General features: G+C 42.3%; 10 protein-coding genes. 7 read left to right on the top strand and 3 right to left on the bottom strand.

What is annotated here, in order from left to right:
- The first annotated feature begins 90 nt into the window (after positions 1-90).
- A complete protein-coding gene (locus Q4574_RS19080) occupies positions 91-1,698 on the top strand; it encodes an amidohydrolase (protein WP_303476630.1) in 1,608 nt (535 codons plus the stop codon).
- Positions 1,698-3,326 (top strand): amidohydrolase, encoded by a 1,629-nt coding sequence (locus tag Q4574_RS19075; RefSeq protein ID WP_303476628.1) that lies wholly within the window; start codon positions 1,698-1,700, stop codon positions 3,324-3,326. The genes Q4574_RS19080 and Q4574_RS19075 overlap by 1 nt, the downstream gene beginning before the upstream one ends.
- 170 nt (positions 3,327-3,496) lie before the next feature.
- On the opposite strand, the gene Q4574_RS19070 is transcribed toward Q4574_RS19075, so the two are convergent.
- On the bottom strand, positions 3,497-4,351 hold the full coding sequence (locus Q4574_RS19070; protein WP_303476626.1) for a LysR family transcriptional regulator: 855 nt from the start codon (positions 4,349-4,351) through the stop codon (positions 3,497-3,499).
- Between the two features lie 148 nt (positions 4,352-4,499).
- Here Q4574_RS19070 and glyA point away from each other — a divergent pair, with 148 nt between their 5' ends.
- A complete protein-coding gene (glyA, locus tag Q4574_RS19065) occupies positions 4,500-5,753 on the top strand; it encodes a serine hydroxymethyltransferase (protein WP_303476623.1) in 1,254 nt (417 codons plus the stop codon).
- Between the two features lie 86 nt (positions 5,754-5,839).
- Here glyA and Q4574_RS19060 read toward each other — a convergent pair whose 3' ends face one another.
- Both Q4574_RS19060 and Q4574_RS19055 read right to left on the bottom strand, forming a co-directional pair.
- Positions 5,840-7,486 carry a SulP family inorganic anion transporter gene (locus Q4574_RS19060; protein WP_303476620.1) on the bottom strand — a complete coding sequence of 549 codons (1,647 nt, stop codon included), beginning with the start codon at positions 7,484-7,486 and terminating at the stop codon, positions 5,840-5,842.
- A gap of 19 nt (positions 7,487-7,505) precedes the next feature.
- Positions 7,506-8,147 (bottom strand): carbonic anhydrase, encoded by a 642-nt coding sequence (locus Q4574_RS19055; RefSeq protein WP_303476617.1) that lies wholly within the window; start codon positions 8,145-8,147, stop codon positions 7,506-7,508.
- A gap of 158 nt (positions 8,148-8,305) precedes the next feature.
- On the opposite strand from Q4574_RS19055, the gene Q4574_RS19050 reads away from it, so the two are divergent.
- The 4 genes from Q4574_RS19050 to Q4574_RS19035 all read left to right on the top strand — a co-directional run bounded on the left by Q4574_RS19050 (position 8,306) and on the right by Q4574_RS19035 (position 15,626).
- Complete coding sequence (locus Q4574_RS19050; protein ID WP_303476615.1) at positions 8,306-9,259, top strand: hydrogen peroxide-inducible genes activator; 954 nt, start codon at positions 8,306-8,308, stop codon at positions 9,257-9,259.
- Positions 9,260-9,505: 246 nt separating this feature from the next.
- On the top strand, positions 9,506-12,544 hold the full coding sequence (gene amt, locus Q4574_RS19045) for an ammonium transporter (protein WP_303476612.1): 3,039 nt from the start codon (positions 9,506-9,508) through the stop codon (positions 12,542-12,544).
- Between the two features lie 108 nt (positions 12,545-12,652).
- The gene (locus Q4574_RS19040; protein WP_303476609.1) at positions 12,653-13,924 is read left to right on the top strand and encodes an alanine racemase; all 1,272 of its coding nucleotides are present in this window, start codon (positions 12,653-12,655) and stop codon (positions 13,922-13,924) included.
- A gap of 106 nt (positions 13,925-14,030) precedes the next feature.
- Entirely contained in the window at positions 14,031-15,626 is a 1,596-nt protein-coding gene (locus Q4574_RS19035; RefSeq protein ID WP_303476607.1) for a catalase, read from the top strand.
- Positions 15,627-15,662: the final 36 nt, after the last annotated feature.

Raw genomic sequence — 15,662 nt, 5'->3', positions numbered from 1 at the left:
TGGTGGCAGTCGTTGGCTGTCACCATATTTTCGTTGAATAAGTAATGGTCACCGTGATCATAGTTAATGAACGTCTCGGAGCATATCAAGATGTTAAGTTTCACTAAAAAAAGTCTCTCCAAAAAGGCAGGCATGGCAATGCTTGGCTTATTTTTTTCTCAATGCACTTTAGCAACTACCTTCACCGACGCACAGCGCGAGACGGCTAAGCAACAAGTTGCCGCCGCAGTCGATAAAAATGCAAAACTTGCTCAAGTCATGAACGACATGATTTTTTCTTTCGGTGAGTTAGGTTTCCAAGAATTTGAAACATCAGCCTATCTAACCAATCATTTAGCTGAACAAGGCTTTAAAATAGAAAAGGGCATTGCTGGTATTCCAACGGCATGGGTAGCCACTTGGGGTTCCGGTAAACCCGTCATTGCCTTGGGAACCGATTTAGACGGTATTCCCAAAGCCTCGCAAAAACCCGGTGTCGCCTATCATGATCCTATTGTTGAAGGTGCTCCTGGCCACGGTGAAGGGCACAACTCTGGCCAAGTGGTGAATATATTAGCTGCTATGGCGCTTAAAGAATATATGTCAGAAAACAATATTGAAGGCACCATTATGTTATGGCCTGGTGTTGCTGAAGAGCAGCTTGCCACTAAAGCCTATTATGTGCGTGAAGGTTATTTTGACGATGTTGATGCGGTACTGTATTCCCACGTAGGTAACCGTTTTGGTACGTTTTACGGCAACCCGTTCTTCTCTGGGATGGTGTCAGTCCAATATAATTTTTATGGTGAGTCTGCTCACAGTGCTGGTGCACCTTGGCGTGGCAGAAGCGCATTAGATGCCGTTGAGTTGATGAGTGTGGGTATTAACTATCGTCGTGAGCATTTACGCATCGCTCAGCGCACTCACTCGGTAGTGGTCGATGGTGGCGATCAGCCTAATGTAGTGCCTTCTAAGGCGACTTCTTGGTATTACTTTAGAGAGTTAGACTACCCACACGTAAAAGCTCTTTGGGAAGTGGGTGACAAAATCGCACAGGGTGCAGCTTTGATGACTAACACCACGTGGGATTCAACGGTAATGGGAACGGCTTGGCCTGGTCATTACAATAAACCTATGGCAATGCGGGCCTTTGAAAATATCCAAAAAGTCGGTATGCCTGAGTGGTCTGAAGACGATATTTTGCTGGCCAAATCATTGCAAAAAGAAGTGGGGGCGCCACAAACGGGTTTACCCACAGAGGTAATGCCTGTTGTTGCCCCCCCAGATCCTAAAACAATGACTGGCGGCGGCTCTGACGATATGGGAGATATCTCTTGGGTAACGCCTTCAATGTGGCTGTCTTATCCTTCAAACATTCCTAATTTGCAAGGACACCACTGGTCCAACGCAGTAGCAATGGCTACGCCTATTGCTCACAAGGGGATTGTTGCAGGTGCTAAAGCACATGCCATGACGATGATTGATTTATTCACCGATCCAGAATTGATGGCTGAGGTGCAAGACTATTTCGACAATGTACAAACCAAAGATATGAAATATCAATCATTTTTACGTGATACCGATAAGCCACAAATTCATTTGAATGAGAATATCATGGGTGAATTTAGAGAAAAGATGCGACCTTTTTATTACGATCCTGAAAAGTACGATACGTACCTTGAGCAGTTAGGTATTGAGTATCCAATGGTGAAAGAATAATGAAAGGTGGCTTTATCTCAGAACTTCTGAACCGCACCCTACCGGCAACTTTGCGAGTAGCGGCAATTTTCGTTGTCGCTATCAGTCAAAGTACGGCTGCGAGTTTAAGTGACAGTGAGCGTCGAGCCGCTAAAGAGCAAATCGCAGCGAAAATTGAAGGCCAGAAGAAATTAGCGCAAGTCATGAATGACACCCTCTATTCCTTTGGCGAGTTGGGGTTTCAAGAAATTGAAACTTCCGCTTATTTAACCCAATTTCTCACGGAGCAGGGATTTACAGTCGAAAAAGGTATCTCTGATATTCCCACAGCATGGATAGCCAAGTGGGGAAGCGGAAAACCGGTTATTGCGCTAGGTACTGATTTAGATGGTATCCCTAAAGGCTCGCAAAAACCCGGTGTTGCCTATCATGACCCCATTGTTGATGGAGCTCCTGGTCATGGTGAAGGTCATAATTCAGGTCAGGTGGTGAATATTATTGCTGCATTGGTCCTTAAGGATTATATGTCTGAGCATCAAATAGAAGGCACAATCATGCTTTGGCCTGGGGTGGCTGAAGAGCAACTCGCTACCAAAGCTTATTATGTGCGTGACGGGTATTTTGATGATGTAGATGCGGTCTTGTACTCACATGTAGGAAGTGGTTTTGGCACTTTCTACGGAGAAGTGGGTATGTCAGGTTTAGTGTCAGTTCAATATAATTTCTATGGTGAGTCAGCCCACAGTGCTAGTGGTCCCTGGCGAGGAAGAAGTGCTTTAGATGCTGTAGAGCTGATGAGCGTCGGACTAAATTACCGTCGAGAGCATTTACGCTTAGCGCAACGCATTCACTCAGTGATTGCTGATGGTGGTGACCAACCTAATGTAGTGCCATCTAAAGCAACGGCATGGTATTACTTTCGTGAAATGGACTACGACCACATTAAAGCGTTGTGGGAAGTGGGTGACAAAATTGCCGAAGGCGCAGCACTTATGACCGATACCTCTTGGGATTCAGTCGTCATGGGAACGGCTTGGCCCGGACACTTTAATAAACCTATGGCATTGCGTGCTTATGAAAACATTAAAGCGGTTGGTATGCCCCAATGGTCTGCTGAAGACATCACTTTGGCCAAAGCAGTTCAAACCGAGATTGGTGCCAGTGCTGTTGGTTTGTATAGCAAGGTGATGCCGATTGGTGATCCTCGCAAGCCTAAAGTACCAACCGGTGGCCCCTCTGACGATGTAGGCGATATCTCATGGAGTGTGCCAACTATCTTTATGTTGTACCCCTCTAATATTCCTAATTTGCCCGGTCATCACTGGTCTAATGCGGTGTCGATGGCTACACCTATAGCCCACAAAGGAATTATTGCGGGGGCGAAAGCCCACGGCATGACGCTGCTCGATCTATTTACTGATCCGGCTTTAATGGATGATGTGACAGAATACTTTACTGAAGTACAAACCAAAGATGTTAAATATAAGTCGCTTTTGCGCAAAGGTGATAAGCCTCAAACCCAGCTAAACGAGGAGATAATGCAGCGTTATCGAGAGAAAATGCGGGCCTACTATTATGACGCCAATAAATATGACACTTATATGGAGCAACTAGGCGTGGAATATCCGACGGTTAAGGACAAACCTTAATTCCAGTGAAATAGATAAATAACAATAACTAATTGTGTTCGTGTGTATGCTCCCAAGAGCAACTTTCAGCACCTTAAGTTTTCCTTAAGGTGCTGCTTTTTGGGTTGTTCGTTTCTAGATTTTGCAGGTTTGATTGATCAGCCGTTTAATCAAAAATGGAGTTTGATAGCTTAAATCGCCAACTGAGCAACCATATCCTTCGCTAACAATTCAATGGCTTCCGAGCGCACTTTTTGAGGATTCAACAAACATACACCAATGTGCCCTAAGTCAGGTAAATCGGCTTGCGGTGGCAACACAAATAAACCTGGTGGCACTGTACTTCTGGCTAATACGGTAATGCCTAAGTCTTCATTAATGGCCGCTTGAATACCGTTCAGATCTGAGATGGTATACACAACTTGCCATTGTTTTTTGCACTTTCCTAATACATGGGTTGCCCGTTTGCGATAAATACAAGGCGCAGGAGCGGCAATTATCGGTAGCTTGTTAGGCACTTTATTAACGTATCTCTGACTGCCCACCCAAACCAGTTGATCAGTAATGATAAAGCCTTCTTGTTCGGGATCCGGTTGTTCCTGTAGGGATAGAATCAAATCAAATTGACTTTTTAGGGGTTCACACACCAAATCTTTACTTAAAGCACAATGGACTTCTAATGATACTTCAGGGTAGGTGTGAGTAAAGCGGCGAATTATCTTCGGCATTAAAGTGGTGGAAAATTCACTAGGAATGCCTAATTTAATATTACCACTGACTTGTGGCTTACCAAATTCCGCCATTGCTTGATCATTTAGCATCAGTATTTTCATGCCAAACTCAAGTAACTTACTGCCGGCTAACGTGAGGGTAAGTCGATTCCCTTCCCGCAGAAAAAGTTTTTCTCCCACCACTTCTTCTAGTTTTTTGATTTGCAAACTAATCGCCGGCTGAGTACGTTTAAGCCGTTCCGCACACAATGTATAACTGCCTGTTTGTGCGATGGTCACAAATGATCGCAGAAAATCTATAGATAAATTTTTCATGGCTTCACTCCTTATTAAAGTGGGTGGCATTTATGTTTATGCCTTGTTAAAGCCATATTAAAATCTTATGAGCTCATATTTATTATTAATTTTATTTATTTCATTAGTAGTTCTAGCATAGAGTTTCTCGAAAGGCAATGGACATATAATGATGCAACTAAATAACCCGTTAAAAACTGTAGACCCTGATATTTTCGACATAATCGAAGATGAAGAAAAACGACAAGAAGCACACATCGAATTGATAGCTTCAGAAAACTATACCAGTCAAGCGGTGATGGAAGCACAAGGTAGCGTGTTAACCAATAAATACGCAGAAGGTTACTCTGGTAAACGTTATTACGGCGGCTGCGAATTTGCAGATAAAGCTGAAACGTTAGCAATTGAACGGGCTAAGCAACTTTTTGCTGCTGATTACGCCAATGTTCAGCCTCATTCTGGTTCACAAGCTAATGCCGCAGTGTACATGGCACTGCTTAAGCCTGGCGATACTATTCTTGGTTTGAGCTTAGATCACGGTGGGCATTTAACCCATGGTGCAAAGCCGAACTTTTCTGGGAAATTATACAACGCGATACAGTATGGCTTAGATACAGAAACCGGTGAAATTGACTATCAACAAGTGGCTGAGTTAGCACAAGAGCATAAGCCGAAAATGATAGTGGCAGGCTTTTCTGCCTATTCACGCGTGGTAGATTGGCAGAAGTTCAAAGATATCGCACAAAGTGTCGGTGCCTATTTATTCGTAGACATGGCTCATGTTGCAGGATTAGTTGCAGCAGGCCTGTATCCTAATCCTGTGCCTATTGCTGACGTTGTGACCACTACCACCCATAAAACCCTTCGTGGACCTCGTGGCGGCCTAATAGTGTGTAAATCAAACCCTGAGCTGGAAAAGAAGTTTAATTCGTTAATTTTTCCGGGTATCCAAGGTGGTCCACTTATGCACGTTATTGCTGCAAAAGCAGTGGCATTTAAAGAGGCCCTTTCCCCTGAGTTTACAACTTATCAGCAACAAGTGATTGATAATGCCCAAGCAATGGCTAACGTGTTCCTAGAGCGTGGCTATGGTGTGGTTTCAGGTGGCACGGACAATCATCTGTTCTTGGTGGATTTGATTGCTCGTGGAATGACCGGAAAAGAAGCTGATGCGTTACTTGGTTCGGTAAATATTACGGTTAATAAAAATACGGTTCCCAATGATCCACAATCTCCCTTTGTGACCAGTGGAATACGCATTGGTACACCCGCTGTGACTTCTAGAGGTTTCAAAGTCTCTCATGTTACTGATTTAGCAAATTGGATATGTGATTTATTGGATAACCCAGAAGATACTTCAGTACGTGAACAAGTGACGTCTAAGGTTGCACAATTGACCGCTGAGTTTCCAGTCTACGCATAAAAAAACGCGCTGTACCCAAAGGTGCAGCGCGCTTTACATCTACTTATCACTTAACTTTTAAAACAAGTCATCGCAATACTTACTTATTAAGCTCCTGCTAATTTTGACGAATTGCCTAACGATTTAGGTGAATTTGGGTCATTCTTAATAATTGTGACTGCGTATTCTAACGCGGCCAATAGACTATCAAACGACTCTACATCCGTTTGCGCAGCATTAATCCCTATCAGCACTTTTTGAATGTCGTCATTGGCACCGCAAATTAGTAGTGTTCTGCCGGAAAGTTTAGCGTCTGTTGCAACGGTTTCAACGGCCATACCTGCTGATACATCCATAGTGGGTACGCGGGTAAAATCCATTATCAATATCTGTGATCCAGGTTTTACTTTATCACGAACGTGATGCCCTACATCAGCCGCAGCACCAAAGCTCAGTGGTCCACCAAAACTGAAAATACTGACTTTTCCTTTTGCTTGTTTAAGCAATGCATTCTCTTTTGGATCATTCAACGTATCAGGGATTTTCTGTAAGTCTTCAATTTGAATTTGTGCAATTTGACGCACGAAAGCCAAGGCTGCAAGCACTACACCTACGCCAACTGCCGTTATCAAGTCAACAAATACAGTAAGTCCTAGTACCAGAATCATCAATGCAAAATCCCAGCGCGGGCCATTGTGGGCACGTCTTAAGTAACTCCAGTCAATAATGTCTAGACCTACTTTAACAAGTATCCCTGCTAAGACTGCATGAGGTATGCTCGCTGCCAATGGACTTAATCCAAGCACAACTGCTAGCAACACAAAGGAATGAACCATCCCTGAAATACGGGTTTTACCACCAGTACGGATGTTAACTACCGTACGCATGGTTGCTCCAGCACCGGCGATACCGCCAATCAATCCTGCAACAGTGTTACCAATACCCTGACCGATAAGTTCTTTTTTACTGTCATGGCGAGTACGAGTCATATTGTCTGCAACCAAAGATGTTAGCAAACTATCTATTGCTCCTAATATGGCGAGAATGAAAGCGGCTTCTAGGACGAGAAGGAATTTACTTTGTTCATACACAGGTAGATGCAAACTCGGCAGTCCAGTGGGGATATTACCCAGTGCTGGCACGTTAGAAAATGCAAAACTAGCAAGGGTCCCAATCACTAAGGCTGCTAATGGTCCAGGAATATATTTTGCTAAAGAAGCGGGCCATTTGTATGCAATAGCTAATGTCCCAATACCCAGTATTAAAGTAGCAAAATTAATGTCAGCCAAAGCCGTGGGCATATAGCTCAGGGCACCGATAGTGCCACCTGGAGGCTCATGTCCTAACAACCGACCTAGTTGAAGGATAATAATAATTGCGCCAATACCACTCATAAATCCAGAGATGACGGGATAAGGAACTAATCGGATATATTGGCCGACTCCCAACAAACCAAATGCAATTTGCAACAGGCCTGCCAGCATTACCGCAGTGAAAATAAGCGTCACATCGCCAGATAAACTCGCGAACAAACCAGCTAAAACCACGACCATTGGCCCCGTTGGACCGGATATTTGAGAAGGGGTTCCGCCAAATAAAGCAGCAAAAAAGCCTAATGCAATTGCGCCATAAAGACCTGCCATCGGGCCCAAGCCCGACGCAACACCTAGAGCCAATGCTAAGGGAAGGGCAACAATACCAGCGGTTAAACCGCCCGTTATATCACCCTTTAAGTTTGATAAATCAAATTTCATAAATGGACCTTAATTGCTATTACGCAACTGATAGTTTTTCTGCTTTTTCTTGCCCCAAAGGTACAAACTTAGCAATTTCGGCGTCATAGTTTAACACTTGACCGTTTTCAATATTATAAACCCAGCCGTGGAGTTTCACTTGTCCAGTGGCCAACTTAGCGGCGACAGATGGGTGAGTGCGAAGATGTTGTAGCTGTTGAACTACGTTCTCTTCGGTTAACTTTTCCAAATGCTCCATGTTCAGACTGCCATATTTTTCTTTCACCACTTCCGAGGCACAACGACTATGAGATAACCATTCTTTAACGTGAGGTAACCCGTCAAGCTTTTCAGGGTTCAACGCACCTTTCATCGCTCCACAGTCAGAATGACCACATACAATGATATGCGATACACCTAACGCTGCCACTGCGAACTCGATAGATGCAGTAATACCACCCGTTACGTTACTGTGGGGAGGGACAATGTTGCCCGCATTTCGGCAAATAAATAGTTCACCGGGATCTGTTTGAGTCAAAAGATTAGGATCGATTCGCGAATCTGCGCAGGTAATAAATAACACTTCAGGGTTTTGCCCGTTTGCTAACTTTTGGAAAGTAGCCTTTTTGTCAGGAAAGACTTCTTTTTGAAATTTAGCCACACCAGTAATTACATGGTCCATGATAGTCACTCCTATTAAATTATTTAAAAATTGATTATACGATTCGAATACACTTTTAGTTTTACCTGATAGCCATATAGAAGTATACTTTATGTCGTGATAGTAAATAGCTATCAGTTGGTGTGATGAAAAAACCTAAAATATTATCAGGTACGAAAATGATCTCAGACAATAAGTTCCCTTCAATAAATCAATTAAAGTACTTTGTAGCAGTGGCCAAAAGTTTGAGTTTTCGACGGGCTGCACAAAGTCTAGGGATCAGTCAGCCAACGTTAACGACTCAAGTTCAAGCTCTCGAAAAAACAATGAATTTGAGTTTATTTGAACGTAACCGAAGCGGCACTTTGCTCACTCCTCAAGGCAATACGCTGCTACCTCTTGCTGAAGAAGTTTTGCGTTCTGGCCAACGGTTTAATGACACTGCCCGTGAGCTTACTGATGGTGCCTCCACTACCTATCGCTTGGGCGTTCCTCCAACGTTAGGTCCCTATTTGTTGCCGTTTGTATTACCTGAATTACATCGTCGATTTAAACAATTAAAGTTTTATGTACGAGAAGAGTTTCCACAACAATTGGAAGAAGGTTTGCTTAATGGTCAGTATGACTTAATTATATCACCTTCAACACATGAGTCTTCGCAATTTATAGTCTCAGAGTTGTTTACTGAACCTTTGAAATTGGTGATACCCAGGGATCATCCTTTGGCAGGCCAAGATTTTGTTAAGCCGGCCGATGTACAAGGGGAAAAAGTGCTCACCTTAGAAGGTCATCACCATTTTCACCATCAAGTTCAAACCATTTGTGCTCAAATTGGTGCACAAATGTATCGAGATTATGAAGGCACTAGTTTAGATACATTGCGACAAATGGTAGTGATGGGGGTAGGTATCTCTTTTTTACCCGGGCTGTATGTGCATTCTGAATTGCATCGCCCCAATGAGCTGCATGTCTGTGAACTTGAAAATATTCCAATAACTCGTAAGCAGCATTTAATTTGGCGAAATACTGCGCCTGGTCGAGTTTTCTTCCGTGAGTTAGCACAATTTTTTAGGGAGGTTGTCGCCGAAAAACTCGCTGATGCAGTTCACGTTAAACGTCATACTATTCGCTAATTACTGAGTAATTAATAGGGTTTTAATAATCACTTTTAAAATTGTCTTTCAGTCGTGTGAATTACCTATCCTTAGCCATGCACCACTTTGGTAGTCTTGCACGAAATATGAACACTGCTTGCACAGTTTTGGTGGTGCATTGCTCAATGCTGCCATTATAAAAGAGGCTGCAAGGGGAAACAGCAGGAATAGATCTTGCTAAGCGACCATCACTTAACTGAAATAATGTATGTCTAAGGTCATCGGTTGTCTGATAATTTTTGGTTGCTTCTGTCAGCGATGTTTGTGTTTTTGATGCAAGCAGGGTTTCTTTGCCTGGAAAGTGGTAGAACCCGTAGCAAAAACAGTATCAATGTGGCCGCAAAAAATATTGGTGACTTCATTGTTTCTGCTAGTGTTTTTTGGTTGTTTGGATTTGGCATTATGTTTGGCCCTAGTCTTGGTGGCTGGACTGGCACTGGCGACTTTGTATTTGGCGATAACAGTTCTTCTTTTCAGATTACCTTCTTCTTGTTTCAAATGATGTTCTGCAGCACTGCGGCAACATTAACCTCGGGGGCTATTGCCGAACGAACTCGGTTTTCCGGCTACATATATATCACGTTAACACTAAGTGGTCTGATTTATCCCTTTGTGGGGCATTGGGTGTGGGCCGGTGTATATAATATGGACAATCAAGGTTGGCTTGAGTCATTGGGATTTATAGACTTCGCAGGTTCTACAGTAGTGCATTCTGTGGGCGGTTGGGTTGCATTGGCCAGTGTACTCATTGTTGGACCACGAATTGACCGATTTAAGGAAAATACAAAATTTCCTTCAGGCAGTAACTTACCTTTGGCTGCTTTGGGAACGTTACTTATTTGGTTTGGGTGGTTTGGTTTCAACGGCGGCAGTACCTTAGTATTTGACGACCAAGTTCCTTACATCATCCTGAATACTTGTCTTGCTGCGATTTGGGGTGGAATAACCGCTACATTCATACATTTGCGAAGCCAGAAATATGTAGATATGGGAGCTAGTCTAAATGGTGTTATTGCCGGTTTAGTTGCAATAACCGCGGGTTGTCACGCTGTTGCGCCTGTGGATGCAGCAATAATAGGAATTGTAGCCGGTATCGTTGTGCAATACGGCTCTAAATTAATGGATTGGGCGAAACTTGACGATGCCTTAAATGTTATTCCTGCCCACCTATTTTCTGGTATTTGGGGGACATTGGCGGTCGCCTTTTTTGGCGAACAAGCTAAATTAGGAACAGGCTTATCGTTTACCTCACAACTCACAATTCAACTTTTGGGGGTTGTTGTGATTGGCATATTTAGTTTTTTTAGTTGTTATCTCATCCTCTATATTTTGAATAGAATAACACCATTAAGGGTAACCAAAGAGCAGGAGCTGAGTGGACTGAATATCAGTGAGCATCAAGCATCTACTGAATTAATAGACTTGCTAGCAGATATGCAGAATCATCAAAACAAAGGTGATTTTTCTGTGCAAGTAAAAGAGGAGCCGTTTACGGAAGTTGGCCAAATAGCGCGCAAATATAACCAAGTTATCAGTCAAGTTTCAAAAGAGATGATACAGCGTGAAAAGGCAATAAATCAGTTCAAAATAAGTGAAAGACGAAAGAGTGCTATTTTAGATTCATCTATGGACTGCATTGTCTCCATTGATTGGCAGGGTAATATCATCGAATTTAATCCGGCTGCGGAAAGAACCTTTGGCTGTTTGAAAAGCGAGGTGATGCAACGAAGCTTTATTCACAATTTTGCTTTAGATAAAGATATTCAACGATTTAATGAAAGTTTAAAGTTGCAGTTTGTTTCGTCAAATGGGCTCGTACTCAATAGACGCAGTGAAATAGTGTTAAAGCGCGCAGCAGGACAAACTTTTCCTGCTGAAGTAACTATCACCAGTAGTAAGTTAAACGAAAGCCATGTAAATGAATTCACATTGCACCTGAGAGACGTTACCAAACAACAAAAAATTCAAGGGCGACTGAACTTTTTAGCGTATCACGACCCGTTAACCCATTTATCGAATCGCACCCACTTAATTAGTGAATTAAATTATCAGGTGGCAAAAGCCCAAAAAGATTTAGGGATTATTGCCTTATTTTTTTTGGATTTAGACAAATTTAAGAAAATCAACGATACCTTAGGGCATAAAGCCGGGGACTATCTATTGTGTGAAGTCGCTAATCGCTTAAAAAACATTTGTCGCGAAGAAGATATTATCGCGCGCCTAGGTGGCGATGAATTTATCGTCGTTATGACGGGGGAGTTAACTGAGTCTTTAATCACTGAAAAGGCCCAGCGGATCTTAACCATAATGCGAGAACCCATTACCTTGAATGATAAAAATTATCACATTGCGACTAGTGTGGGAGTGGCCGTTTCACACTGCGGTGAGTTTGGTACTGAGGAATTAATCCAACGGGCAGATATTGCTATGTATAACGCAAAATTATTTGGTCGTGATAACTTTAAAGTGTATACCGAAAAAATGGGGCAAAAAGCTCAGCAGGAAATGAGTTTTGAAAGAAAAATTGAACAAGCGATCAAGCAAGATGAATTCAGAGTCGTCTATCAACCCAAAGTTAAAGGAGATGGCGAGATATTATCATTGGAGGCATTGATTCGATGGCCGCAAAAAAGTTCAGATGATATATCCCCAAAAGCCTTTATACCCATTGCTGAGCAAAGTAATTTGATCGTGCAAATTGGTGAAATCATGATGACGAAAGTTCTTCAACAATTGCGTTATTGGCTCGATGAAAAATCACAAGTGGTGCCCGTCGCCATCAATATTTCAGGTCGCCAATTGGTTGCAGAAGATTTTATTCAGTGTGTTAAACAGTTACTAAGTAAGTATTCAATTCCCGGTGAACTGCTTGAGTTTGAAATTACAGAAGGTATTTTGATTCAGGATATAGAGAGTTGTATTGCCATTTTACAAGAATTGAAAGCCCTGAATATCAGAGTCTCTATTGATGACTTCGGTACAGGCTACTCTTCCTTGAGCTACCTTAAAAAGCTGCCACTGGATATTTTAAAAATTGACCGTTCTTTTGTCCATGAATGCGACTCGAAAACCGAAGATGCGGAGATTTGTGCGACTATCATTAATTTAGCCAAAAGCTTAAACTTGATGACTGTTGCCGAAGGGGTAGAAAGCAATTCGCAATTGAAAACACTGCAAAATATGGGCTGTGATCTTTACCAAGGTTATCTATTCCATCATCCACTTGCTGCCGAAGAGGTGATTAAACTATTAAATTCTAGATAAGGAATTTACGATTTTAACTCCCCTTATTTAATATTATAAAGTATAAAATATGGGATGCTCTTTCATCCTTAACTCTCATTTAGTCACGCCGAAATTCAGGGGATGCTCATGGACGCTTACCAACCTAAACCTCTATTTAAAGGACTTCCATTGCATGCACAACACTTTAGTCGTGCACAAATAGCGAATGCAGGCTGGAATATTCTACAAGAAGATGTGCCTTTGCCTTGTGCCATAATTAAGCAGCATGCGCTACAACAAAATAGTGAACGCATGAAGCAATGGCTTGAACAAAATAACCTATTTATTGCCCCTCATATTAAAACGACCATGAGTCCAGAGCTAATTTCACAACAATTGGTGGATGGAGCCTGGGGGTTGACTGTTGCTAATGTGATGAATTTAAGATTAGCTGCTCAGATGGGGGCCAATCACATCATATTTGCCAATCAATTGGTTGGTCGCGCGAATATCAAAGAAGTTGAACAACTGCTCGCTCAGTACCCTGACTTGTTGCTTTACCTTTTTGTCGATTCTTTAGATGCCTTTGAATTGTTAAAACAGGCCAATTTGAATAAATCAAACCAACTTAAATTACTCATTGAGTTGGGAGCTGAAGGTGGACGATGTGGCGTTCGAGAACCTTCAGTGGCCAAAGCCCTGATCCAATCCATTAGCGCGAATCAATGGGAGGTGGCAGGCTTTAGTGCATACGAAGCGGTTTTTGAAGGCGCGAATGAACACAAAGAGCAGCGAGTACGAGATTTTCTTAAGGTATTGGACGCGACTATAACACTATTTGTAGAGCGGCAAGTTATCTTACCCAACAAATCATTGATTATTACTATTGGCGGGTCTGAGTATTACGACTTATGCGCTTCAGCTTTTGTCGATTTGCAGGGAAAACTAGATGTAAAAGTCGTACTGAGAAGTGGTTGCTATTTATTTAGCGACTCTGGGGTTTACGAAAAAGCCTCAATAGCCATAGATGAACGCTTGGCTAACGCTCAAATTGCCTTGCCCGCGTCTGAAGCGGCGATTGAAGTTTGCTGTTATGTGTTGTCGAAACCTGAAGCGGGTGTGGTTATTTTAGGTGCAGGTAAGCGAGACTTTTCCTATGACAAAGGACTGCCTAAGCCTTTGTATGCTAAATCTAGACTAAAGCATCAACTCATAACTCTTGATCAGGAAGGTTATCAAATTACTCGAATTAATGATCAACATTGCTTTTTAGCTGTACCTCAAGACGATCATTTAAAGGTGGGGGATATAGTCGCACTTGGCATTTCACATCCATGTACCACCTTTGATAAATGGCGAAAAATGTTGGTTGTTGATGAGCAATACAAGGTTATTGATGCTTTCCAGGCATGGTTCTAAAAAATCAAACTTCGACTTCGGCTTTATCAAATATACTAATTTTCACTTAGTTTTTATCCTAGCACTCTATTGGGGCTTCCCAAGTTATAGATAAATAGGATGTAAAATGAAGATGAAAAAATTAATAACCCTTTCAAGTTTAATCTTGTTGTCTTTTAGTGCGCTCGCTAACACAACAATGACAAGACAAAACGGTGCACCTATTGGTGACAACCAAAACTCTCAAACTGCTGGTCCTTGGGGTGGAGTGCTACTTCAAGACAGTCACTTAATTGAAAAACTCGCCGCTTTTGATAGAGAACGAGTACCTGAAAGGGTTGTCCATGCTCGAGGTGTGGGTATTCACGGCTATTATGAAAACTATGCTGATTTGTCTGATTTAACCATGGCAGCTCCTTTCCAGGAGAAAGGTAAAAATACCGAAGTATTTACTCGTTTCTCAGCGGTAATTCACGGCCACCAATCCCCTGAAACATTGCGCGATCCTCGTGGATTCGCTGTGAAGTTTTATACTGAACAAGGCAACTGGGACTTAGTCGGTAATAACTTCCCAATCTTCTTTATACGCGATGCTATTAAATTTCCAGATATGGTTCATAGTTTAAAGCCATCACCTTATGACAATGTGCAAAAAGCATCCAGAGTGTTTGACTTCTTTTCACACGTACCAGAATCAACACAAATGCTAACCATGCTGTTTTCTGACTACGGTACACCAAAAAGTTACTTAAATATGGATGGTTCCAGTGTTCACGCCTACAAATTTGTCAATGACAAAGGTGAAATGAACTATGTGAAATTTAGCTGGAAAACCAATCAAGGCGTAAAGAATTTCACCTATAAAGAAGCCATGACGGTGCAGGGGCAAGACATGCAACCCCATACCACAGATGTGTATACTCGCATTGGTGAAAAAGGCGAAAGTGCGTCTTGGGATTTATACATTCAGGTGTTGTCGCCAAAAGATGTGAATAACTTTGATTTTAACCCCCTTGATGCCACCAAAGTATGGCCAGAAGATAAGCTACCCCTTCGCAAAGTGGGCAGAATGGTATTAAACCGAGTGCCTGACAACTTTTTTGAAGAAACTGAGCAAGCTGCGTTTGCACCGAGCAATGTCATACCAGGTATAGAGCCATCAGAAGATCGATTGTTACAAGGCAGAGTGTTTGCCTATGCAGATACCCAACGATACCGTTTAGGTGTGAATTCATACCGTATACCGATTAACGCTCCTAAGAATGTGAAAATTAATAACCACATGCAACACGGCAAGCTGCGCCCGACCAATACTCAGCGGGAAGTTAATTATCAGCCAAGTGAGTACATTGATTTAGCTGAAGACACACAGTACAAATATTCTGCGATGCCATTGATAGGAAGTTATCAGCAAATACCTTTCTACAAGCAGTTGAACTTTAGCCAAGCTGGGGATTTGTATCGCTCATTTTCTAAGGACGAACAAGCCAGACTTATTGAAGTGTTAGGGGGCGCTTTAGCAACGTCTGATAAAGAGCTTGTTCGGATCAATATAAGTGCATTCATGTACAACGCTGATAAAGATTACGGTACAGCTATCGCTAAACGCTCAGGTACCAACTTAAGTAAAGTAAAAGCCAGAGCAAAAACGCTGATGGCAGAGCAACAAGCATTAGCGGCCCAGGGCGAAAAAATTGCCCTTAAGTTAAGCGAATTGTTCTAATTTAATAAATGTTTAAATCAGTCTTACTGCCTGCCA

Source organism: Aliiglaciecola sp. 3_MG-2023 (assembly GCF_030548205.1).
In the GTDB taxonomy this organism is placed as follows: domain Bacteria; phylum Pseudomonadota; class Gammaproteobacteria; order Enterobacterales; family Alteromonadaceae; genus Aliiglaciecola.
The sequence above is the reverse complement of the archived record's forward strand: the minus strand, read 5'-3'. Positions and strand labels throughout refer to the sequence as shown.